The 19,415-nt window shown below is 53.8% G+C and carries 21 protein-coding genes; 11 read left to right on the forward strand and 10 right to left on the reverse strand.

All coding sequences use genetic code 11. The features are described 5' to 3' along the window. Positions 1-168: 168 nt before the first annotated feature. Positions 169-423: a hypothetical protein gene (locus tag ACLCGK_RS07885; protein ID WP_156675903.1), complete on the forward strand. Its 255-nt coding sequence runs from the start codon at positions 169-171 to the stop codon at positions 421-423. 84 nt (positions 424-507) lie between these two features. Here ACLCGK_RS07885 and ACLCGK_RS07890 read toward each other — a convergent pair whose 3' ends face one another. After that, positions 508-1,041, reverse strand: a complete 534-nt coding sequence (locus ACLCGK_RS07890; protein WP_410951749.1) for a hypothetical protein — start codon at positions 1,039-1,041, stop codon at positions 508-510. Positions 1,042-1,178: 137 nt separating this feature from the next. Further along, positions 1,179-2,108 (reverse strand): DUF808 domain-containing protein, encoded by a 930-nt coding sequence (locus tag ACLCGK_RS07895; RefSeq protein ID WP_410951750.1) that lies wholly within the window; start codon positions 2,106-2,108, stop codon positions 1,179-1,181. A gap of 193 nt (positions 2,109-2,301) precedes the next feature. Here ACLCGK_RS07895 and ACLCGK_RS07900 point away from each other — a divergent pair, with 193 nt between their 5' ends. Both ACLCGK_RS07900 and ACLCGK_RS07905 read left to right on the forward strand, forming a co-directional pair. Next, positions 2,302-3,123: a ceramidase domain-containing protein gene (locus ACLCGK_RS07900; protein ID WP_410951751.1), complete on the forward strand. Its 822-nt coding sequence runs from the start codon at positions 2,302-2,304 to the stop codon at positions 3,121-3,123. A 62-nt stretch (positions 3,124-3,185) separates the two neighbouring features. Then, positions 3,186-3,626 carry a hypothetical protein gene (locus ACLCGK_RS07905; protein WP_410951752.1) on the forward strand — a complete coding sequence of 147 codons (441 nt, stop codon included), beginning with the start codon at positions 3,186-3,188 and terminating at the stop codon, positions 3,624-3,626. 72 nt (positions 3,627-3,698) lie between these two features. Here the strand turns inward: ACLCGK_RS07905 and ACLCGK_RS07910 are convergent, their stop codons facing one another. The 4 genes from ACLCGK_RS07910 to ACLCGK_RS07925 all read right to left on the reverse strand — a co-directional run bounded on the left by ACLCGK_RS07910 (position 3,699) and on the right by ACLCGK_RS07925 (position 8,253). Further along, a complete protein-coding gene (locus ACLCGK_RS07910) occupies positions 3,699-4,670 on the reverse strand; it encodes a DUF6685 family protein (protein WP_410951753.1) in 972 nt (323 codons plus the stop codon). A gap of 177 nt (positions 4,671-4,847) precedes the next feature. Further along, positions 4,848-5,870: a hypothetical protein gene (locus ACLCGK_RS07915; protein ID WP_410951754.1), complete on the reverse strand. Its 1,023-nt coding sequence runs from the start codon at positions 5,868-5,870 to the stop codon at positions 4,848-4,850. Between the two features lie 77 nt (positions 5,871-5,947). Then, positions 5,948-6,931: an AAA family ATPase gene (locus ACLCGK_RS07920; RefSeq protein ID WP_410951755.1), complete on the reverse strand. Its 984-nt coding sequence runs from the start codon at positions 6,929-6,931 to the stop codon at positions 5,948-5,950. A gap of 92 nt (positions 6,932-7,023) precedes the next feature. Further along, the gene (locus tag ACLCGK_RS07925) at positions 7,024-8,253 is read right to left on the reverse strand and encodes a hypothetical protein (protein ID WP_410951756.1); all 1,230 of its coding nucleotides are present in this window, start codon (positions 8,251-8,253) and stop codon (positions 7,024-7,026) included. A 299-nt stretch (positions 8,254-8,552) separates the two neighbouring features. On the opposite strand from ACLCGK_RS07925, the gene ACLCGK_RS07930 reads away from it, so the two are divergent. Continuing rightward, positions 8,553-9,344, forward strand: coding sequence for a hypothetical protein (locus ACLCGK_RS07930; protein WP_410951757.1), 792 nt, complete (start codon positions 8,553-8,555; stop codon positions 9,342-9,344). A 101-nt stretch (positions 9,345-9,445) separates the two neighbouring features. Here ACLCGK_RS07930 and ACLCGK_RS07935 read toward each other — a convergent pair whose 3' ends face one another. Further along, on the reverse strand, positions 9,446-10,081 hold the full coding sequence (locus ACLCGK_RS07935) for an ERCC4 domain-containing protein (RefSeq protein WP_410951758.1): 636 nt from the start codon (positions 10,079-10,081) through the stop codon (positions 9,446-9,448). 627 nt (positions 10,082-10,708) lie between these two features. Between ACLCGK_RS07935 and ACLCGK_RS07940 the strand changes: the two genes are divergently transcribed. From ACLCGK_RS07940 to ACLCGK_RS07950, 3 genes are all read left to right on the forward strand, one after another. Beyond that, positions 10,709-11,167, forward strand: coding sequence for a hypothetical protein (locus ACLCGK_RS07940; protein ID WP_410951759.1), 459 nt, complete (start codon positions 10,709-10,711; stop codon positions 11,165-11,167). Positions 11,168-11,461: 294 nt separating this feature from the next. Then, positions 11,462-11,605, forward strand: coding sequence for a hypothetical protein (locus ACLCGK_RS07945; protein WP_410951760.1), 144 nt, complete (start codon positions 11,462-11,464; stop codon positions 11,603-11,605). A 474-nt stretch (positions 11,606-12,079) separates the two neighbouring features. After that, a complete protein-coding gene (locus tag ACLCGK_RS07950) occupies positions 12,080-12,364 on the forward strand; it encodes an Arc family DNA-binding protein (protein WP_082476795.1) in 285 nt (94 codons plus the stop codon). 45 nt (positions 12,365-12,409) lie between these two features. On the opposite strand, the gene ACLCGK_RS07955 is transcribed toward ACLCGK_RS07950, so the two are convergent. Continuing rightward, a complete protein-coding gene (locus ACLCGK_RS07955; protein ID WP_410951761.1) occupies positions 12,410-14,137 on the reverse strand; it encodes a hypothetical protein in 1,728 nt (575 codons plus the stop codon). Between the two features lie 381 nt (positions 14,138-14,518). Between ACLCGK_RS07955 and ACLCGK_RS07960 the strand changes: the two genes are divergently transcribed. After that, a complete protein-coding gene (locus tag ACLCGK_RS07960) occupies positions 14,519-15,232 on the forward strand; it encodes a hypothetical protein (RefSeq protein ID WP_410951776.1) in 714 nt (237 codons plus the stop codon). A 213-nt stretch (positions 15,233-15,445) separates the two neighbouring features. On the opposite strand, the gene ACLCGK_RS07965 is transcribed toward ACLCGK_RS07960, so the two are convergent. Beyond that, positions 15,446-15,646 carry a hypothetical protein gene (locus tag ACLCGK_RS07965; RefSeq protein WP_410951762.1) on the reverse strand — a complete coding sequence of 67 codons (201 nt, stop codon included), beginning with the start codon at positions 15,644-15,646 and terminating at the stop codon, positions 15,446-15,448. A 279-nt stretch (positions 15,647-15,925) separates the two neighbouring features. Between ACLCGK_RS07965 and ACLCGK_RS07970 the strand changes: the two genes are divergently transcribed. Both ACLCGK_RS07970 and ACLCGK_RS07975 read left to right on the forward strand, forming a co-directional pair. Beyond that, on the forward strand, positions 15,926-16,150 hold the full coding sequence (locus ACLCGK_RS07970; protein ID WP_056798410.1) for a helix-turn-helix domain-containing protein: 225 nt from the start codon (positions 15,926-15,928) through the stop codon (positions 16,148-16,150). Further along, positions 16,147-17,400 carry a HipA domain-containing protein gene (locus ACLCGK_RS07975; RefSeq protein ID WP_410951763.1) on the forward strand — a complete coding sequence of 418 codons (1,254 nt, stop codon included), beginning with the start codon at positions 16,147-16,149 and terminating at the stop codon, positions 17,398-17,400. The genes ACLCGK_RS07970 and ACLCGK_RS07975 overlap by 4 nt, the downstream gene beginning before the upstream one ends. 201 nt (positions 17,401-17,601) lie before the next feature. On the opposite strand, the gene ACLCGK_RS07980 is transcribed toward ACLCGK_RS07975, so the two are convergent. Next, on the reverse strand, positions 17,602-18,174 hold the full coding sequence (locus ACLCGK_RS07980; protein WP_410951764.1) for a hypothetical protein: 573 nt from the start codon (positions 18,172-18,174) through the stop codon (positions 17,602-17,604). A gap of 413 nt (positions 18,175-18,587) precedes the next feature. Here ACLCGK_RS07980 and ACLCGK_RS07985 point away from each other — a divergent pair, with 413 nt between their 5' ends. Further along, positions 18,588-19,265, forward strand: coding sequence for a hypothetical protein (locus ACLCGK_RS07985; RefSeq protein ID WP_410951765.1), 678 nt, complete (start codon positions 18,588-18,590; stop codon positions 19,263-19,265). Positions 19,266-19,415 lie beyond the last annotated feature (150 nt).

Raw genomic sequence — 19,415 nt, forward strand, 5'->3', positions numbered from 1 at the left:
ACCCAGGGCCCTATAAAACACCTCCATAAGCCCGGATGGTTGCCAAGATCATCCACGGTTTCTGCTTGGGCCGAGGATCAGGTTTAGCCGTCGTTTGGCATGAGGTGTTTGTCAGCAATCCAATGGTCAAGCAGCTAAGCGTGACCAAACCAAAACAAGGAAATGGTTGTGAAGAAAATTGCGTTGAAGGTGTGGTGGGTACTCTCTAGAAACCCAATAGCCATGCTTATTCGGTTCATTTTGTACCTGATGGCCTATTTTTGGGGAGGCATGTGGGATGGCTATGACAAGCTCTCACCACGACAGAAAGTCAAGCACCTGCTAGAGTTCGGCGCCTGCTACGTAGTGTTCTTCGCGGCACTGGGTTTGATTTTCTGGCTTCTGTTCAAGGTCGGAGCCTGGCTGGTCGGTCTGGTGTTCTAGGGTAATGAGCCACCCAAGATGATTCTGATGGATGTAAGGCTGGTTGCTGGCTGAAGCCATCCATAAAATGTGGCCAAACACATATTAAGGCCCGTCAAATGCCTGGTCATGACGCATGAGGGCTCTTTCAGGCATCAGGTGTGAAAACTCAACACTCCTGGTGTCGAGAATTGCCAGCGCAGTCACATTTAGTTCGATATCTTCGGGCAAAAAGACTGCTGAAAATCCCTGATCCTGCAAGTACTGCATCACAGCGGGTGACTCCAGCAACCGGTAGGGGCTGCCGTCAATGCTGCCTTCAAACTCCTCGTTCCAAGGCCCATCGCTTTGGACAATCTTGGGATCCTGATCGTAGATATCGAGCAGATGATTGAGTAATTCGAGATGGTGAAAGTCGATGATGGCGCCCTGGGTAAATTGCAGCGCCGAGACGACACCTCCGCGTGCAAAGTGGCGGGCGTATTTCAGACTGCTGGTCACGTAGAAAGGCTGTCCAGCGGTGATGGCAGGGGCCTGGTTGCCTGGAAGTCCGAAGGCTATGGCGCCCTGTCGATGGGGGCTGCCATGGTACAGGAAGCTGGATGCCACAAACGAGGGGGCCAAATAGCGGGTGAGCATAATGAGCCTCTTTTTTACCAGCGTAACATCCCGCCAAGGCGGATTACCATGCGCGAAACGCCCCGGCATGCGCACAATGTTTCCGCATCGGGATAAAAAAAGCCCCAGCAGAGCAGGGGCTTCATCAGCGCAGTTTTTTACGAGGCGCTTCGAACCTGTTTGATGAGCCAGGACGCCGCCTTCAAGGAAGCGAGAACCACTGCACCTGTAACAAAACCGATAACAGCTTCAGCCACCAAGGGCACCGCGAAGCCCAGTGCTTTTCCAACATGGGGCACCGCAGTGACCGCATGTTCCATCAAGTGCATGGCATCGCTCAGCAAGGGGATGGAATGGGTCAAAATTCCACCGCCGACGAGTATCATCGCCAATGTCCCCAGGACGGTTAAAACCCTCATCAAAATAGGTGCACTGAGGATGATTTTGCGACCAAACGATTGAGCAAAGGCGCTTTTCTTCTTCTCCAAGTATAAGCCAACGTCGTCAAGGCGAACGATGGCGGCCACCAGGCCGTAAACCCCCACGGTAACCAGGAAAGCCACAAGGCTCAAGACCAGGAACTGGTTGAGCAGACTGGCGCCTTGGACGGTACCGAGGGCGATCGAGAGGATCTCAATGCTCAGGACAAAGTCCGTCTTGATCGCACCCTTGATTTTCATCTTCTCGATTTCAGCCGGGGTCTTGCCTGCAGCAGCCTTGGTGTCCGCGTGCACATCCTGATCATTTTCATGGGGCAGGTACTTGTGCGCGACTTTTTCAAAGCCTTCAAGGCAAAGGTAGGCGCCACCCAGCAGTAAGATGGGGGTGATGGCCCACGGCGTGAAGGTACTGATCAACATGGCCCCAGGAACAAGCAGTGCTTTGTTCTTGAGTGATCCCTTGGCCACCTCCCAGACGACGGGCAGTTCACGATCGGCTCGAACCCCCGTGACCTGCTGGGCATTCACCGCCAGGTCGTCGCCTAAAACACCGGCTGTTTTTTGGGTAGTGGTTTTGGTCATGAGGGCAATGTCGTCCAGCAGGGTGGTGACATCGTCCATCAGGGTCAGCAGGCTTGCGCCAGCCATGTTAGGTATCCTTCAGTGGTTGGGAACAGATATTAGAGCAGTTGTTTCAAATGGTGTCAATAAATAGCTAAAGGCAATGAATAGCTGTTTTTAGCATATATTGACAATCATTGCACGAACAGTAGACTTTGCCGGCATCGCGGCTTTGATTGCTCGACGTCATTCCCCATTTTTGTACAGCGGAGACCTGGATATGTGGGCACCACTTCTAAAAAATCCCTATAAATGGGGCGCTGTCCTCCTGGTTACCCTGTTGGCGCTGATCGTTGTTGGCACCATGCCTCGCATCCCGCAAGACGTGGCATACCATGCCTTTGGTGATCACCGTCACCTCCTGGGTATAAGCAATTTCTGGAACGTAGTCTCCAACCTGCCATTCGTGATTGTGGGATGGCTTGGGCTGCGCGAGTGTCGAAGACAAACCAGCGGTCACACACCCCCTGGTCTTGTCATGCAAGAGTTGCCCTGGGCTGGCGCCGCATTCTTTGCCGGCGTGTTCCTGACCGGACTGGGCTCCGGGTACTACCATTTTGATCCTACCAATCAATCTCTGATATGGGATAGGCTGCCGATGACGATCTCCTTCATGGCGTTCTTCTCCATCATCGTCGGATGTCACGCAAACCTCAGCGCCGCACGCCTGGGGCTTTGGCCTCTGTTGATCTTGGGTATCGCATCGGTCGTGTACTGGAGCTATACGGAAGGTCAGGGCGCGGGCGATCTTCGGGCCTATGTGATCGTCCAGTTTCTCCCCATCCTGCTCATTCCAATCCTGGTAAAGGGCTCGGGAAGCCTTGCGTTCCAGAGCCACGTGATCTGGAAAGTCTTGGGCTTCTACGTGCTGGCCAAGGTGCTTGAGCACTGGGATCACGCCATTTATGGGTGGCTGCACTTCGAAATGGCAGGGCATGCCATTAAGCATGTCGCAGCGGCCATGGCAACGTATGTCGTGCTGCTGGAGATCAAAGACGGGTGGACGGCATTCCCGCAACAAACCGCGATCCATGGCCACTAATCGAGCTGTGCCCGTGACGCGCCCCACCCCTGGTACAGTAGATTTTCAACGCGGATTTCCCCATGAGCGCTCCAAACGAGTTTGAAAGCCTAGGTTTGTCACTCCTCGATCTCTGCCCGCCTGCGCAGTGGATTAGCGAGAACGATGCACTTGCGATGAGCTCGAAGTTCCTTAGCTTGGTGGAAGATGCAGTCGAGATGGGTTCCGGGAGCCTGGATCTGATCGGCGAGCTTGGGCACATGACACTTTTGCACTCGATCAGGGGTAAAACTGTGGTCAGGCAGGAATTTAATGCACTGGAGTGTAGCTATACCCTTGCAGGTTTCTACATGACTGAAGCCCTGGCCTCAGGCGTTGACTTGGCCGACGTTCGCATAATGCCTTGCGGTCTTTTGTTTGAAGAGAGGCTGTCTTCGGGAGTGAGCGTCCGACTTCGGTGTGTAGTCCAAGCAATGCCCAATAAATTTTTTGTGACGTGCCGAATCTTGAGGCTGCCTAACTGAACACCGCTAACACCTGGCCGCAGATCCATCATGGCCGCCAGGTGCGTGATGCTCGACTGGATTGCGCAACCGCTACATGCCCAGCTCGGAAGGCTGATGCGAACGCACGCGAGTGGTTTTGGTGGCTGACAGCTGCACGGCCAATTTGCTCTCCAGCACTTGGCCGAGATCCATGAATCCCTCTTTGCGAAACAGGTCGGCAATCCGCTCGGACTTGCGGTCATTCTTGAGCAGGAAGATGGCGCTGGCGTCCCTGGCATGGTCACCCGCGCTCCAGGGGAGGCTGCCGATGAAGAAGGTAGCCCTGACCTTCTTGAACGCATCCTGCAGCGCCAGGTGAGCCCTGGCATCATGTGCAGGATCACCGATGGCGAAGATGTCGAACTGCTGGTTAAGCTGCGCGACAGCCAATGGATCGAACACATATTCATGCAGCGTTGTGCAGATTGGTACGGGGATGTCCATGTGCTTTGCAATGTATCGCGCTGCAGCAAAATGGTGCGCACCCCCTTCATTGAGCAGGTTGAGGCGACCATCCCACCCATAACGGCTGAGGGTGTCAGTGGCATTGGCACCTACGCTTCGGATCTGATCATGCTCAAGCATTTTCAGCAGACCTTCCTTGCTGATGTCGCCTAGCAAATTGGCACATCTTTGCTCTGCAAATTCGTCCAGGTTGCTGTACTCAGATAGGTTGCTCTTGGCTGCACCGAGGGTCTCGATTTCAGTGATGTCGCAGGTGAACTGCTCAACTGTTCGGGTGGTGACCAGCCGGCTGAGCGCAGTCACCGGGAGATCGATCGAAGCATAGCTGCCTTGGGTATCAGTCCACCCGACCAGCACGCCCTGCGGAGCATCAAGCCCTCTTGCACTGCGTCCAAGATTCTCCCACTGCTGAATGTCTCGGGAGGATGCTGTCTTTTTCTCCCCGAAAACGACTTGGCGAAGCGCAGGGTGGTCTTGAATTGCGCTGGAAAGGCTTGCAGGCACACCCACCTCGTCCAAAACGCTCCTGTAGAACGACTGAGCCATCTGCTTCAGCATCTGAATACCCGCTATATTGGTTTTAGTGATTATGGCATGGATTTTAAGCAGGGGTGAATTGACAGGCTTTTGGATTAAGCGATAGAAGGTTGATTTATAGGACTGCACCCCCACCTTATTAAAGGGATGGAGCTACCCGCAACCCTGGCCACCCTGGACGTAGGGAGTGGTTGGCTGCTATCGGGTTGTCAAGCGCTTGTCATTGTCGAACCTCAGTTGCTTCCCAAAAAATGTGTTCAGGTAGCGCTTGATTGCAGGTTCTGCAGCTTCCACGCCCATGCTCATCCAGGCATCGAGGCGAAACGGCAAATCGAAATCCCGGCAATCGGGATGTAGGGCGCCGACAAAGGCTGTGCCAAGCGGGGTGATTGAAAGCATATGTGTTTCAGACTGGTTGATCAGGCCAAGCTGGATCAAATTACCGAGCAAATGCTGGCGCGATGCGGCTGAGCCCATCCCGAAGAGGTGGTTCATGCTGTCCTTCGGGTATTTCCCCGTGCCCTGCCACTTGCTGGCCATCAGCTCTTCGAGCTTGTAACACAGGGTCGGAGGGTGCTCAGCAAGCCAGATAAGCGCCTGTAAGGCGTATTTGCTGACAAATACAGGCTCGTTGGTGCCGGCAAGTCTGCGGTACAGGTTGCCCAGGATGGCCTGGCTATTGATGGCGTAGCTGAATTCGAATAGACGCTTGACCCTGCCGGCGCTCAGCAGCGCCTTGAACTCGGGGTGATTGGTATCAATCATGGTCTTGAAGGCCGTGCAGAGGCTTTTGGTGTCTTGGCCACCTCTGAGCGCCAGAACTGGATAGGCGGGTGCTCTATTGGCCCCCAGGGTTTGCTCCATGAACAGGTTAAACCCCCAGATGCCGGTATGATCCCAGTCGCAGGCACAGATGATGTCATCCGCTTTGAGCATGAATGCTGCGGCCTCATCCAAGGAGATCGGATTGATCGCTACGGCTTGTCGGTCGACGAGTTTCGACAGTCGCCGCCTCAGGCCGTCCCACGGTTGATCGCGCTTATACAGGGGTTGCCCATAATACGGGTACTCGCTCAGGGCCATACCCTTGGGGAATTTGAAATTGTTGAGCCAGTAGGGCAATGCCTCGATGAAGAAAATTTCTTCGTCAGGGTAAAAATCGCCAGCGACTTTAGCGAGGGCATGGGTGACAGAAAATTTTTCGGTAATGATGATGCGCATAATCCATTCTCCATGGGGGAGTGGTCAGTATTGATGCATGGCTAGGCCATGGACTGGTTGGGTGCTGATGAGCTGCTTCAGGAATCTTGTGCTTGAGCCTTATTGAGGATGGCTTCAATCCCCTGACCGTCATTGAGCACCAGGTCGCGGCGAATTTGCTGGCAAAGCATTACCGTCTCGCTCATGTTCTTGAGCTTCATTTGGGCGATGCGTGGGGCATAGTGCAGCACATCATTGCCGGGCGTTCGGGCGGGGTCGAGCTCCTTCTGTGCCAGCTGGAGCACGAGGTCAGGGGTCGGCGCCTGGATGTTCAGAGAGAAGTCGAAGCGGCGGAGGATCGCCTTGTCTATCAAATTCTCGCTGTTGGTTGCGGCGACAAAGACGCAGTAGTGCGGTAGCTTGTCCAGGGAGATCAGCAACTGGTTGGTCACCCGGCGCATTTCAGTGACATCGCCAGTTGCTGCACGGTCAATCGCCAGGCCATCAAATTCATCGAGGAACAGCAGGCAAGGCCCTGACTCCGCATATTCCATGATCGAGGCGATGTTCTTTCCTGTCTCACCCAGGTGACTGTCCACGAGGCCGCTGTACTTGGCTTTCACAAAGGGAATGTTCAGGGAGGAGGCCAGAGCTTCCGCCAACAGTGTTTTCCCATTGCCGGGGGCGCCGTACAACAACACCTTGTGCCGAGGCTTCAGGTCGAACGCGGCAAGGTCTTCGACGCGTTCGTGCTCTTGAATGATCGCCAGCACGTCAGCCTTTAGCTGCTCGGTAAGCACGACATCATCAAGGCAGATGACGGGCGTTGACAGCTCGACCAGGTTCTTGGGCAGGGTTCGCATTGGTGTTGGCGCTAGGCCATGGCGGAGATCGCGTTCGATTCGCTTATGAATGGCCGGGTAGCTGACCCGCGTTTTCTCGGACAGATCAACCAGGATCTCGCGAAGCTTGACGGGGTCGTTCCAGCGCGTATGCTCAACCAGCGCCGGCAGCAGCTTGATGATGCTGCTATCACTGGCTTTACGGGCTTTTTTGTCCAACAGTGCAGTGGATTCAGTCATAATCGTCCTCAAAATTTGAAAGCAATATACAGTCAAAGCGACAACATGGGAAGATCAAATGACTTCAAGCCCGATGATACACGTGGGGCTGATCAGAGACCCAGATCCCTTTCGCAGATGCTGGCGAGGGCTGCGCCACTGGCATTTTCGATGTAGGCTCGATCGCCTGTGATTTGTGACAGGGCCTCAATCGCCCTGTCATTGTCACAGCTGGCGATGATCTCTTCGGTGGTGTAGGGCTTGAGGAATTCCTGGTACAGGTAACCGTAGAACGTCCAGTTGCGTGGGCCCATGTTGGCCAGCCGGCTTAATGCACGCTTTAGCGTCACAGGACTGTCGCCTTCGAGGTCGCCACAAACACCCGTGGACATGAGGTATGAAGGGCTAAGTCCGGCATTGATGAACGCCTGGGTCACCTCCTGGACGAAGCCAGCATTGCAATACCCTACAAGATTATTCTGCATCAGGTCAAAAAAGCAGCCTGTCACCTGGAATGCATCACGCATCACCTTCTGAGCGAAATCTGGCTGCCTGTGGGCGTACATGAATGTGTCGGCAGTGGCGCGAGGGAAGTTGTTCTCCTTGAACGGCTCTAGAAGCGGCATTGCATCAGAGGCGGGGCGCTCAAATCCGTAGACTCCACTGGTGTCGGCATCATTCATGGCCATGGCGATGTGCCGAAGTTTGGAAACCTGGCGCCTGAACAGGGCTTTTTCAGCCACCTCATCCGTAACCATGCTTTTGTAGATCGAGGATTCTGGGTCTACCGGGAACTCCAGCATGGCCGTGTAGGCGACAACGCAACCTCGTTCGTTATCATCCGGAAGTGTCCACTTGAAGACGCCGACATCATCCCTGGCGACAGCCTGCAGGCGCACATGCTCCAGCTCCGTCATGTAGACTTGCCGAGCGACGCTGAAATATTCGCGGCCAGTAAGCAGGCTAAACGCTTGGTAGACATCTACCTTGGGGTGTTCCTGGATCTTCCCATTAATCTCTTCCATGTGAGCACCAATCTCAAACGACTGCTGCTCCAACGTGTCGTAATAGGCCGCAAACAGTGCATCGGTGTTCTTTCCGGGGATGGAAAGCGCCATGGCGAGTGCGAAGTGCAGGCGGTCTGAGTTGGGGTAGTCGCTTTCCTGCCATTTCATGGCCTCCATGGCATGGCCAGCGGGTTTGAGGTCGCCCACTTTCAGGTTGCCCATGGATTTTGGGATCAGGCTGGCCAGCCACTCCTGGCACAAGCCGGCGACGGCAGGGTACTCATCATCGAGCCACAGGCCATCCACCTTGCTGCGGTAGAAGCTTTCGATTTGCATGAATGGGAACATGGCGTGCCTGCAACGATGAGAGATTCCTATTAGGTGCAGTATACGGGAGCCGGGCCTGGTGTGTAACTAGGAGGGTGGGCGTGCGCACCTGTCCAATCCGGGTTGAATGGCTTTCGAGTCGGTTTGTTGAAATATTGGCTACTACAATGGGCAGTAGGCCGTGGCTTCACTGAAGGCAATCTGAAGACCACCCTCCAAGCGTGGTTTTGGCTACATTAAGCGTTTGGCGGGTGTTGATTGCATCACAAAAGAACGGGCTGCGATACTGGTAAGAAAAGGCACGCTTTGTGAAAATCAAACCCACGCTCAGAACCTGCAATGACCTCGATATCGATGACCTGCAGCCCTTGAACCTGAAAACCCCCTTGGCGCGAATGATGTCGGCGGTGGTTGAGGTGATGGCTCACCATCCCGATCTGCAAAACCTGCATTCGATTCTCCCTGCAGAGGCCTACCCCGACATCCAATTTCCAGATGCAAGCAGGCTGGTCGAGGTCGATGTTCACCTGTGCGCCGCGCTGAGCGACATCAGCGCCATTCTTGATCGTGATGACGATGGGTGCCTGGGCATCTTTGCCACAACCTCGGGTGCGTTCGATACTACCGCGTGGTGTGCTGACCGGTTTCGGGTGATCGTTGGCTGTGACGAGCTCGAACTACGAAAATGGGTGCGTGAGGAGACGGAAAGAGACCTCGCAGCAGATTTGCCCCCACGCATAGAAACCTACATTTCAGCGTTTCTGGCAACCACTACACATGAGCTGGCCCATGCGATTGAGTTCATTGCTCACGGCGCAGGATTGACGCCATCCGAGGTCGATGATGCTTTCGACGAGGGGGTGCTGGATGTGTCGGTCTCTGACGTCTGTTCTGGTCGAGGCATCCGCGAGGACATGGAGGCTGATCTCAGCGATCAGGCTGCAACTGACATCATGGAAGAGAGGGTAGAGCGTCAAGGCGCGACCTGGCTTGATTGGGCCCTGGCCAGGGTGCCAGCCGAGCTCATGCGGGAATGTGTCCAGGCATACGCCCCGCGTCAACGGTGGCCATCACTAATGGACGACGGCCCTGCGTGTTAATGCATCATCCTGGTCATGCGATGTCATAGCGCTTGCTATATCACCGACTGACCAGGTGATGTCGACGGCCCTTGACGCCTATCCGCTCGTTTAAGACGGAGTCAGGAGGTCGCACTCCAGTTGATCACTTCCCAGATTCGTGTCGCGGAGTCGATGCCAATGCGAGGGATCTTGCTGATCTCTGCTGGTGTTGCATTGAAGAGGGCTTTGAGGGATCCGAAATGCTCCAGCGCTTTTTTGGCGTTTCCTGGGCCGATGGCCGGCAGGCTTTCAGCGACGAAGCGAGCGTTGAATTCTGTGATAGCAGGCTTTTTGGCGCGAAGCGGGCGATCCTTCATGTCCGTCTGGGCGTTCTTCGCCATGAAGTAGATGATTTCAGCGGTCGTATCCACGCTCGACGAAGGGATCAGCGAAACACCCTGGGCATGAATCCAGGCAACCGCGCCCGCCAGCGCGGCAGGGGCAAACTTAGACCGGGTGTTGAAAATATCACCTTCCAGCAAAACGGTCGGTTTGGCGTAATTCAGGGAGAGCATGATCATTTGCTCATGGAACCTGCCATCGACAATCGAGTTGATGAAGTCTATAGCTGATTTGCGTTCAATCACGATCCCACCACCCACCGAAAAATCGCCAATGGGCAGGGCGGCATCCACCACCTCAACGTCCGTGCGGCGTTTCAGACTGGAAACGATGCCCGAGCGTTGCTCGCGTACGTCAGCAAGAATTTGGATCATGGTTGGTATCCATTGGATTGTGATATCGAGGAGGTAAGCATAACGGTGCAGACCATTGAAGCCAAGGTCGCTTTACATGGCCGCAGGTTGCCCCCTGCTGTGACGCTGCACGGGTGAGCAGGGCCATCGAGCTACCCCAAATTGGGGTAATGGCACAATGCCTTCATGCGATTCCACCAAAGTTTACTCCTATCTATGAGCTCACACCGCAAAATCCGCAATTGCCTGATCCGGTGCCTGTCGCGCAGCTCCGGCGTTTTGGCGAAGCGTGTGGGATTTGCAAGTAAAGTAGCGGCTATCCCCTTAGACGCCCTAGTGCACGCTCTCCAGGGCCTTTATAGGCCTTTATAGGCCTTTATAGACCCTTTATAGGCCTGTATGGCCAAATGTATCGTGGGGCCTCGAAGCCATTAAGCGCGCTGGTGTGTTCTGCCATGCGGGTGTTGCGATCGCCCGTATGGATGTTGCGGACATCAATTCCTGGCAAACCCGAGAGGGTAAGGAGAAGAATGTCAATCGTCGGATTCGAGTATAGCATAAATTGACGTCGATTTCTTCCTGGGCTAGCCTCATGTTCCGAGGGCTTCTGCAGCTACCAGGCTTCATTTATCCAAGAGGAATTTGCCGATGAACATCGCTCAGCACATTGATTCCAGGCCTATTACAGACCATTCCCTGTCCTTCACCCACCTCTATCCCAATGAGGAGATCGACTGGGAGGAGGGCGCTGAACACATCAAGGTCATGGAGGAGATTGTGCAGGAGGCCCTTGCGAAAGGCGCATCGGATATCTATCTGCAGGGCTTCAAGGACAGCATGGATATGATGTTTCGCATCAACGGCAAGTCTGTGCTGCAAAGAAGTCTGCCGGTGGGCGAAAGCAGCATGATCCTGGCGGGCTTTTACCATAAAATTGGTCGAGAACAGGGGGTCGACCCTGAGTTCGCGGCCATTTCCCCTTGGGGAGCTGCCATCGAGGATGTTTTGCCAACAGGTGCGATCAAGATATTCTGCGGCCTGGCACTGTCGTATCCCCACGGTTTCGTCTTCATGTGCCGACTCCTAGAGCGCTCCAACCAGAAATGAACCTCTGGCTGAGTATGAACGACCCAGCTCTGCAGGGCGGGGTGTATAGCGGGCTGTAGATCGTTATCTATTCATTCCCTGTATTTATTACCCTCTACCGCGTTTCAACAGTCATCAGCCGGATTAGCGGGGCAGTCAGCGCTTCCAAGATCATCAATGGTCATGCCTGAACAGGGAGGAATTTCGCGATCGAGGAGATCTTGGCCCATCGCAGCCAATCCCCTGGTTGTGGCGCTTGAATCGTCTCACCTTGGTTAGGTAAGGTGAGCTCTCTGCAGGGGGAGGGCCACCATCATGAAATCGTTCATCGAACGCAACCCCAAAGATCAAGCCGCTAAAGAATCATTACGTGAAATTGCCAACTCTGGCTATACCATCCCAAAAAAGATCCCGCCGATGACATTTTTGAAGTGTTGGACAGAATTAAGCGCCAGATGAATTAAGCGCCAGATCAGAATGAAAAAGGCAGGTCATCAGCCGGAGGGCGGCTTATCCAAATTGTCCCATAACTGACCTAGGGCTGGAAAACCTCGGATGCGTGCAGGTATATTCGTACAACATACCAAAGCCTCCCATGTCAATCCGAGAGTAGGGAGCCCCTCAAGTCAACAACGCTCCAGAAACAAGCCGATTCGAGAAATCCCTGCTGTCGTTTATCATGGCACGAACTTCGATTTCGATGCGTTTGACTCCTAACACCTGGGCTTGAGATGCGACAATTCAACAACGTGTTTTGGCCACTTCTTCAGCGACAATCGTGATGAGGCTTTGTCCTTGGCCTTCTGGGCGACCTCCAGTATGGATTTCGAAAATAAGTGACCTTCTTGAGATGGGCCTGTACAATCCAATCCTTGATTTTCAAGTCAGTCGATTGAACTGACTTTGTGATTTTGAATGTGAAGGCCACTTTTCATGACGACGACTCTCTATAAAACTGCGCGTGAATCCGATAAGTTTGTGGTCAGATTACCCCACGGTATGCGGGATAAAATTTCATGGTCAGCAGAGAAGGGGTCTCGCTCCATGAACGCCGATATCATCTATCGCCTTTCTCGCAGCTTGGCCGCAGAGGCCGACGCACCCAAGCAAGGGCAGAGCAATGTCCTTTCACCTGTTGAAATGAGCCTGCTCAAAGGCTTTCGAGAGATGCCAAAAAGTCGACGCCAGGCGCTGCTCCTGCTGCTGAGTGACAGTTAAAAACAAAGCCAGTGCGGGTCATTCAAGACCCGCATAGTTGCCACCCTATCCTTTTTTCGACAATGCTTGCGACCTCCGGTTAGCGCCAAGCTGAACGATCGAGTGGTCTCCAAAGCCCAAGCCCATCAGGATCACAGATGCCTGATGCGGGAACCTCTTAAAAATCAGTTCAATCAAGGCCTGGTCGGTAGCAGTGGGCTTGACTCTGAGAGGTTCAGGCTCTATGCCTTCCAATTCAATCATGCCTGCTTGCAACAGTCGTTGCACGTCGCTGTCTTGCCGGATGTCGGCTGAGGACTGGTCACGGGTGTGGACTGGTCTGCTGATGCCGTAGTGCTGTGCCAGGATGCCAGCCATCTTCTTGTGCAGGTCGATCGGCAAGCTTGTCAGAGCGGCCAGTCGCTGTCCGATATGGGGGTAGATGTCTGAATGATTGACCGGGTCGATCCCCAGCGAGCTGCAAAAATCCGCCGTGCGTTGCGCAGCGACTTGCTTGAGGAAGACCTGCCGATCACGATCCGTCTGGAAGCGATAGCCTTTGGTCGCACTAAGCCTTGGCAGTAAGGGATGTGGTCTATCAACGGGGTATCGCTCACCCCCGTTGACATCCTGGTGGTGTTCACTGCAAAAAATCCCCATGTGCCTCAAAAGGTAGGGCTTGTAGGGCAAGCCAGGCTTGATGAAGTTGTAGATTGAAGCAAGCCCTCCGGTAAAAACCCCCTCCTGAACAACAGGGTTCGCACAATCGTGGTGTTCGCATCGCCCTTGAGACCGGTGAAACAGGGAGACCAGCAATTGAGGGCTCACGCCAAGCGCTCCTGCCCTGGGCCAGCCCAGGCCCGCCAGAGTGACACCGTATGGATCCGGGTCTGGAATAGGGAAAGGCCCCATGTTCAGTGTTGGCACCTTGGCCAACAGCAAATCAGGCTTGTGAATCGATACGGGCTTGATAGAGCGAGCGAGCACCTTCAGGCAGTTTTTTGTTTCCTCTTCCTGGCTAACCTCTTCTAGCATCATAGGGTAGGTCATCATGATGATGCCTTCGCGCAGGTAGAGGTCATCAATGATCGCTTGTTGCCAGGGTCTATTGGGCATATCCGTGCCCATCACCAGCACGAAGCTGGTTTCGATCCGGATCGCTGGGTTCAGTTTGCCCTCAGTGTCCAGGATCTTGGTCGGATACCTTTCAAAAAGACACTCAAGGTTTTGTAGAAGGACGGTGGTCGCCCCGTATTTATGCAGGGTGCGCTTATACTCTCGAACCTGATTCAATGGCTTCACGGTGTGCTCGTGAAGCGTGCCTTTGAGTTGAGAGTCCGTGCTGAAGACACTGAATTTGGAGCTCTTGATCTCCACAAATACCAGTTTGATTACTGTCCCTTGCGTGGTGGCGTACAGGAAATCTGGCCGCAGCCGGCTGGGAAGGGTATGTTGAGTGATGATTGAATCCAGGTACAAGCCGCCCGCATACAGCTCAGGGGTTCTCAGTAAGAAGGGGTGCTCTTCAATTTTTTTCTGCAGCCGGCCTTCGTTGTGGAAACCCTTGGTGATTTTTGACAGCTTGCCAGATTTCGGCCCCCGTCTTTCGGTGGCGGAGGGCTCTTTGAGGCGCTGGTTCAAGGCCTGCTTGTGATAGCGGTTGCTTGCGGTCAGTGGTGGCTTGCTGGTCTTTGCAGCTATTTCCTGGGTGAACGAAAGACGTTCGTGCACCGTGGCATCAAAACTCTCCAGGATCTGCTGTCGACGCTGCGGGGTGTACGGTGGGTTGGTCATGAGCAGGCTCCTGAGTGTCCGACATCCTGGCGGGATAGGGTTCCGCCACCAGTGAGCAGTCGTGGCTTCGCTGCGAAGTTTGGTTCCAAACAGCGTCAGGCACAAGCAGTTTTGCAGGTCTTTTTAAAGTCGTATTGGGTTTCAACTAAATTGGAGTTTTGGCGCCCGATAATGGCCGCTGTAATTCGGCGGTATCTAGATCGTTATCTACTATGTATGAAATTAACCCCAACCACCTCCGTAAAAAAGCGTGTGATCAGCATGAGGGCGGGGTAGTATGGCGATCCCCTGAATTTCACAACGTGCAGCGCTCGAACAAGGAGAGGTCAAAGGATGCCACCACCAGCGATTCAATCCGCACCATTTTCAGTTTTCAGTCGAATGCAGGGCATTCCGTTGCCGGCGTGGTCGGGTAAGAAACCGCACCAGTGGGCACGCCATATTTGTTCGACCCTTCAGGGGCTGCCAGGGGTGTCACATACTGCCTTGACCCGATCGGCGCTACGCGCCTTGTGGTTGAACCCACAGATTACGACAGAGGTATGTGTGCTGAGCACCATGGCTTGGGGTGGGATGAAGACCAACCATGGCCAGGACTTTTGGAAGGCGAAGGCGCATTGGTTGCCACTTTGCGATGAGGTTCGCCAGGGCAAGCACACCCGCCGCAGTGCGTTCGATGCGTTTTCCAGGCTCAAGGCGAGTGGGAAGCTGCCGTGCATGGGCCCAGCGTACTTCACCAAGATCATTTTCTTCGCCGATCCCAAGGCCGATGGCTACATCCTCGATCAGTGGACAGCACGCAGTGTTCATCTGCTCACAGGGCAGTGGCACTGGCCCAGTGTTGAGACGGATTACACCACGAAGAAAAAGGCGATCAATGACCCTAATCAGTTGCGCGTGCGTGTCGTCGACAAGGTAACAGGTGCGGACTACGAAGATTTTTGCCTGTTGGTCGAAGATGTGGGGTTGCGACTGGGCATTCATCCGCACCAGGCGGAAGAGCAGCTGTTCAGCAACGGAGGCAAGAAGGCTCACCCGTGGCGTGCTCATGTGATGGGTGCCTGGAGACATCAGAGCCCAGTGTTTTACAGTTGATCAGAGCATAGTCAAATCGACAGGCTGGGGAGGGTGCCCAGCATGCTGGCAAAGCAGGCGAATCCCCTCCCTGGCTTAGTTAAGATGACATTTCCGCATGGGGAGTCGTCATCATACAATCGCTCATTGAACGCAACCCCAAAGAGCAAGCTGCAGCAGAATTCATTCGAAAGCTTGCCAGCTCTGTTTTGCATTGCCTGGGTTAAATGTGGATCAAGGATCACTGCGACAGAGGATGGCCTTGGGGTAGTGTATCTCCTGAAGCTTGGAGTCTGCCAGCGGTGAGCCCACGATCTTGAAGCTGGAATCGTTCAAGAAATTCGCCAGCACCAGGTTGGCCATCTCGGCAATTGGCTGGCCATAGCGGAAAGAGAAGGTGAGGGCGGTGGTGTGAGGGGTGTTGATGGCATCCATGGCATTGACAGCGCCGCGCCAAGCATAGATCTGCTGCCGGCGATCTCCCACCCAGATCACCCCAGTACTCAAAACGCACCTGGTGCACCCGGCTCAAGCTAAGGTTTGCTTTCGATTTTCCATGATTTTTGATCTCCGAGCGTAAAATCTAAATAATTCCTTATATTTAGAGCCCAACTTGCGCTCGACAGAGTAAATCGAAAGAATTCCTTATATTTTCTTGACAGAAGCAGGGGTGCGGTCAAAAATGTAAACTATAGGTTAGTTTTAGGATCCGTCATGAACAATCTGAAGCCCATTCGGACAGCCATCGATCTTGGTGACATCGTGCGCCAGGCACGGAAGAAGCAAGGCATCACCCAGGTAGACCTGGCCTCGATGACGGACAAGAGTCATGTACTGCTGCGCGATCTGGAAACCGGCAAGGGCTCTGTTTCATTGGCAAGCGTGCTTCAGGTGCTCAATGAGCTTGGCATCCGCATGTACGTGGAGCCAAGCCAGTGAGAGAGCTTCAGGTAGTCATCAATTCCGACCACGTGGCCACACTTAAGGATCAATCTGGAATCTGGAGCCTTGAGTACACCCCTGCTTGGATCGAACATCCTAATGGATATGACCTGGCGCCTACATTGCCAAGATCTGCTGGCGTGATTTTGGACGGATCCACGAAACGTCCGGTGCAGTGGTTTTTCGATAATCTGCTGCCTGAAGAGCAAGCACGCACATTGCTCGCTGGAGATGCCAAAATCGAGTTCGCCGATGCCTTTGGCCTTCTTGGCTACTACGGTGCCGAGTCTGCCGGTGCTATCACTCTGCTCAATACACTGGATGCCCAGGAGCAGGGTGGGCTTAGACCACTTCCGGACAATGAGCTTAGCGAGCGGATACAGAACCTTCCTCGGGTGGCACTCACCACTGGCGCACCTAAACGAATGTCCCTCGCAGGTGCACAGCACAAACTGGCCGTGGTGATGAACGATGAGGGATTGTTTGAGCCTGAGGGCGCGACTCCATCAACCCACATCCTCAAGCCTGATCATGATCAGCCAAATCAGTACAACGCCACCGTAGTGAACGAATGGTTCATCATGTCCCTCGCCAAGCGTGTATGGGGTCAGGTACCTCCGGTATCCATCCGGCGCGTCCCAGAGCCGGTATATCTGATCGAGAGATTCGACAGGGCCAGGGTGAATGGTCAGCTTGTCAGAGAGCACGTGCTGGATGCCTGTCAGCTCCTCGGCCTGGACAGGAATTTCAAGTACAACCAGGCCACGCTTGAATCCCTCCAGAAAATTTTGGGGATGGTGCGTAACGTTGCGCAGACCCGTATGCAGCTATTCACCTGGTTGGTTTTCAATACGCTGGTGGGAAATGGTGACAATCACCTCAAGAATCTTTCGTTCTTTGTTAGGGGTGATTCTTACCACATGACGCCGCATTACGACATGTTGTGTACCGCCGTTTATGGTGAAGACATGGCGCCCTGGATCAATGCTGAGCTGGTCTGGAAGCTCGATGGAGCGCGCACCTTTGGTGAAGTCACCTTCGGTAGCTTCCTCAAGCTAGGCAAGGAAATTGGTCTTGGGGAGAAGATCGCTGGTTCTTTGATCACAAAAGTCTCTGGAAAGCTCCTAGAGTCTGCGCATTTTCTAATGGAGAACCACCAGGAAGGCATGACAGCCGGGGAGAAGTACCTGGTGAGACGGATCATCTACGGCGTGATCACTGACATGGTGAAACGACTCAAGCCTTGATCCATTGCATGCGGGCCGGGGTTTCAGAGCTAGCCTGTTTATGGTGTTGAGAGTGGGTGAGGGGGGCCAACCTTTGCATTTTGCGTCTACTCCAAAGCCTGTCGTACACCTTCTGTAAAAGTAGCCGAATGACAGACCTGAGTGACCATTCAGCATTTTCAGGCATGGGGAGCCAGGCTCGACTTCCCATTGTCAGACCCCTCAAGGAACTGTTGGCCCAGCATCTGGCTCCTGATCACGCTTCCAGGATGGCACATAGGGCTTATCCTGGTGGCGTGTCTCCTTGATGAAAGAGACGGCATAGTCGATCGCCGTGTTCAAATCCATGCCGGAGTAGTCCAGCAACCTGGTTGTTGCGGGATCGATGTGCTGGAAGGGCTCTGGATAGAGGGTGTCATCCACGAGCAGGAAAAGATCGACATCCCCCGCGAGCGGAAAGTTATTGATCAGCCGCTTCGAAAGCGCCATATCGATGAAATTGGCCCATTCAGCTCTGGCTTGACTGTTGCGCGAGCCGTGTTGAGACCAGTCGATTGAAAGCATCAGGGCGCGGGGCGATCCAGGCCTGGCCGGCTCGCTGAAGAACTGATGCAGATTTTCGTGGACTGCCCCAATGGCGCCGCTGTCTTCCAAGATATTGAAGTGTGGATAGCTCTTCTCACCTGCCGCTGCACGACCTGCGCCATTGGAGTCATAGTAAACCTCATCCAGCGCTTTGAAGAGCACGCCGTGGTGGGGGCCGCACATACGGTCTTTTCTAACGAGAAAATTCATGACAAAACCTCCTGTTTTTTTCATCTTACCTTTGCCGCATTGCCGCGTGCAATCAAGGCCTGGAGGGCCGTTTTGCTCACAAAATTCAGAATCCTGGTAAGCCATGGATCATTAGCCAATGCCGTGGCACTTGTTCAGTTTTGAGGCGGGCTTTATTCAGGATTAGTCGGTTTTCGTACTGATCTCTACCGGCTGAGAAGGGAAAGGCGATCAGTCAGATTGATTCATCATGGTCTCCCAAGGATACTGATAGGAGATTAAAAATTTCCGGTTACGACGTCATAGCTACGTGAATCCACTGAAGGCTAAAGGCGTCGGATGATCCATCACCATATTTATGGGGCTCTAATCCAGTGACAGTTCTCGTTGGCATGCATCTAGGCACTCACTGCATCGTTTTGGCTGATAGGCGCGTGAGTGAGAGTGGAGCATTAATCCATGACCGATGCGAAAAGCTCAAGGTGTCGAAAAATCACGCCAGCGTTTCTGGAGGGAGTTATTTATTGGGCGCCGTGGGGCATAGCCATCTAAAAGGTATGGATATTGCCAGCAATGAGGATATCAAAGGATTAGCTGACGCCATACTGGGATTTGACTTAAAACTATTTGGTGTTAAGGCCCCTATTCGTGGCAGGACTATGTTTATGGTATCCGCTGCGCTAGATCAGCAAGCAAAACTCTTCTCACTTGAGTTGGATGATTTCCCCAACGGCGGTCGCGTAAAGAATCACCGTGAGCTTCTTCCTGGTGAGGTAGAATTGGGTATACCCGCTGGCCTAACTTCAGAACAGGGACTGGATCTTCGGAATGAAGTCACCCAGATTTTAAGCGATTTTATGCAATCCCGATCCGCCGATTTAAACCCTGACAATACCAATGGTCTTGTGGGGTTGCTCGTATCAGTAGGGAAGGTGCTCACCACCCTGGCAGAAACGACGCCTTCCATATCAAACATGTTTGATGTGGCCATCAAAAGCGCGTCCGGATTGACCATCCAGGGTGAGATCAATTTCAAAAAGCGCCGCATTGTCAACCTGGATCAGCTCGTGGAAAGGCGCTGGGTATACGAAGTTGATGGCTTTGCCCCATAAGGCATTTGCAGGTATTGGGGGTCTGGTTCTGATGTTTCCACCCTGCACCTGCCGCGTCACGGTCAGTTGATGCTGGTGAGGTGATTGATCGCAGGGTTTGATTGCAAAGTCAGAGGCCAGACCCTTGGAGAGTCCGGCGCATCGGCATCT

This window comes from Pseudomonas sp. S1(2024) (assembly GCF_046557535.1).

Coding starts and splice junctions, on each gene's coding strand:
- ACLCGK_RS07965 (WP_410951762.1), bottom strand. CDS start 15,646: ATGGATGCCATCAACACCCCTCACACCACCGCCCTCACCTTCTCTTTC.
- ACLCGK_RS07940 (WP_410951759.1), top strand. CDS start 10,709: ATGAACATCGCTCAGCACATTGATTCCAGGCCTATTACAGACCATTCC.
- ACLCGK_RS07905 (WP_410951752.1), top strand. CDS start 3,186: ATGAGCGCTCCAAACGAGTTTGAAAGCCTAGGTTTGTCACTCCTCGAT.
- ACLCGK_RS07920 (WP_410951755.1), bottom strand. CDS start 6,931: ATGACTGAATCCACTGCACTGTTGGACAAAAAAGCCCGTAAAGCCAGT.
- ACLCGK_RS07945 (WP_410951760.1), top strand. CDS start 11,462: ATGAAATCGTTCATCGAACGCAACCCCAAAGATCAAGCCGCTAAAGAA.
- ACLCGK_RS07980 (WP_410951764.1), bottom strand. CDS start 18,174: ATGAATTTTCTCGTTAGAAAAGACCGTATGTGCGGCCCCCACCACGGC.
- ACLCGK_RS07910 (WP_410951753.1), bottom strand. CDS start 4,670: ATGCTGAAGCAGATGGCTCAGTCGTTCTACAGGAGCGTTTTGGACGAG.
- ACLCGK_RS07900 (WP_410951751.1), top strand. CDS start 2,302: ATGTGGGCACCACTTCTAAAAAATCCCTATAAATGGGGCGCTGTCCTC.
- ACLCGK_RS07955 (WP_410951761.1), bottom strand. CDS start 14,137: ATGACCAACCCACCGTACACCCCGCAGCGTCGACAGCAGATCCTGGAG.
- ACLCGK_RS07925 (WP_410951756.1), bottom strand. CDS start 8,253: ATGCAAATCGAAAGCTTCTACCGCAGCAAGGTGGATGGCCTGTGGCTC.
- ACLCGK_RS07960 (WP_410951776.1), top strand. CDS start 14,519: ATGCAGGGCATTCCGTTGCCGGCGTGGTCGGGTAAGAAACCGCACCAG.
- ACLCGK_RS07950 (WP_082476795.1), top strand. CDS start 12,080: ATGACGACGACTCTCTATAAAACTGCGCGTGAATCCGATAAGTTTGTG.
- ACLCGK_RS07970 (WP_056798410.1), top strand. CDS start 15,926: ATGAACAATCTGAAGCCCATTCGGACAGCCATCGATCTTGGTGACATC.
- ACLCGK_RS07935 (WP_410951758.1), bottom strand. CDS start 10,081: ATGATCCAAATTCTTGCTGACGTACGCGAGCAACGCTCGGGCATCGTT.
- ACLCGK_RS07890 (WP_410951749.1), bottom strand. CDS start 1,041: ATGCTCACCCGCTATTTGGCCCCCTCGTTTGTGGCATCCAGCTTCCTG.
- ACLCGK_RS07895 (WP_410951750.1), bottom strand. CDS start 2,108: ATGGCTGGCGCAAGCCTGCTGACCCTGATGGACGATGTCACCACCCTG.
- ACLCGK_RS07915 (WP_410951754.1), bottom strand. CDS start 5,870: ATGCGCATCATCATTACCGAAAAATTTTCTGTCACCCATGCCCTCGCT.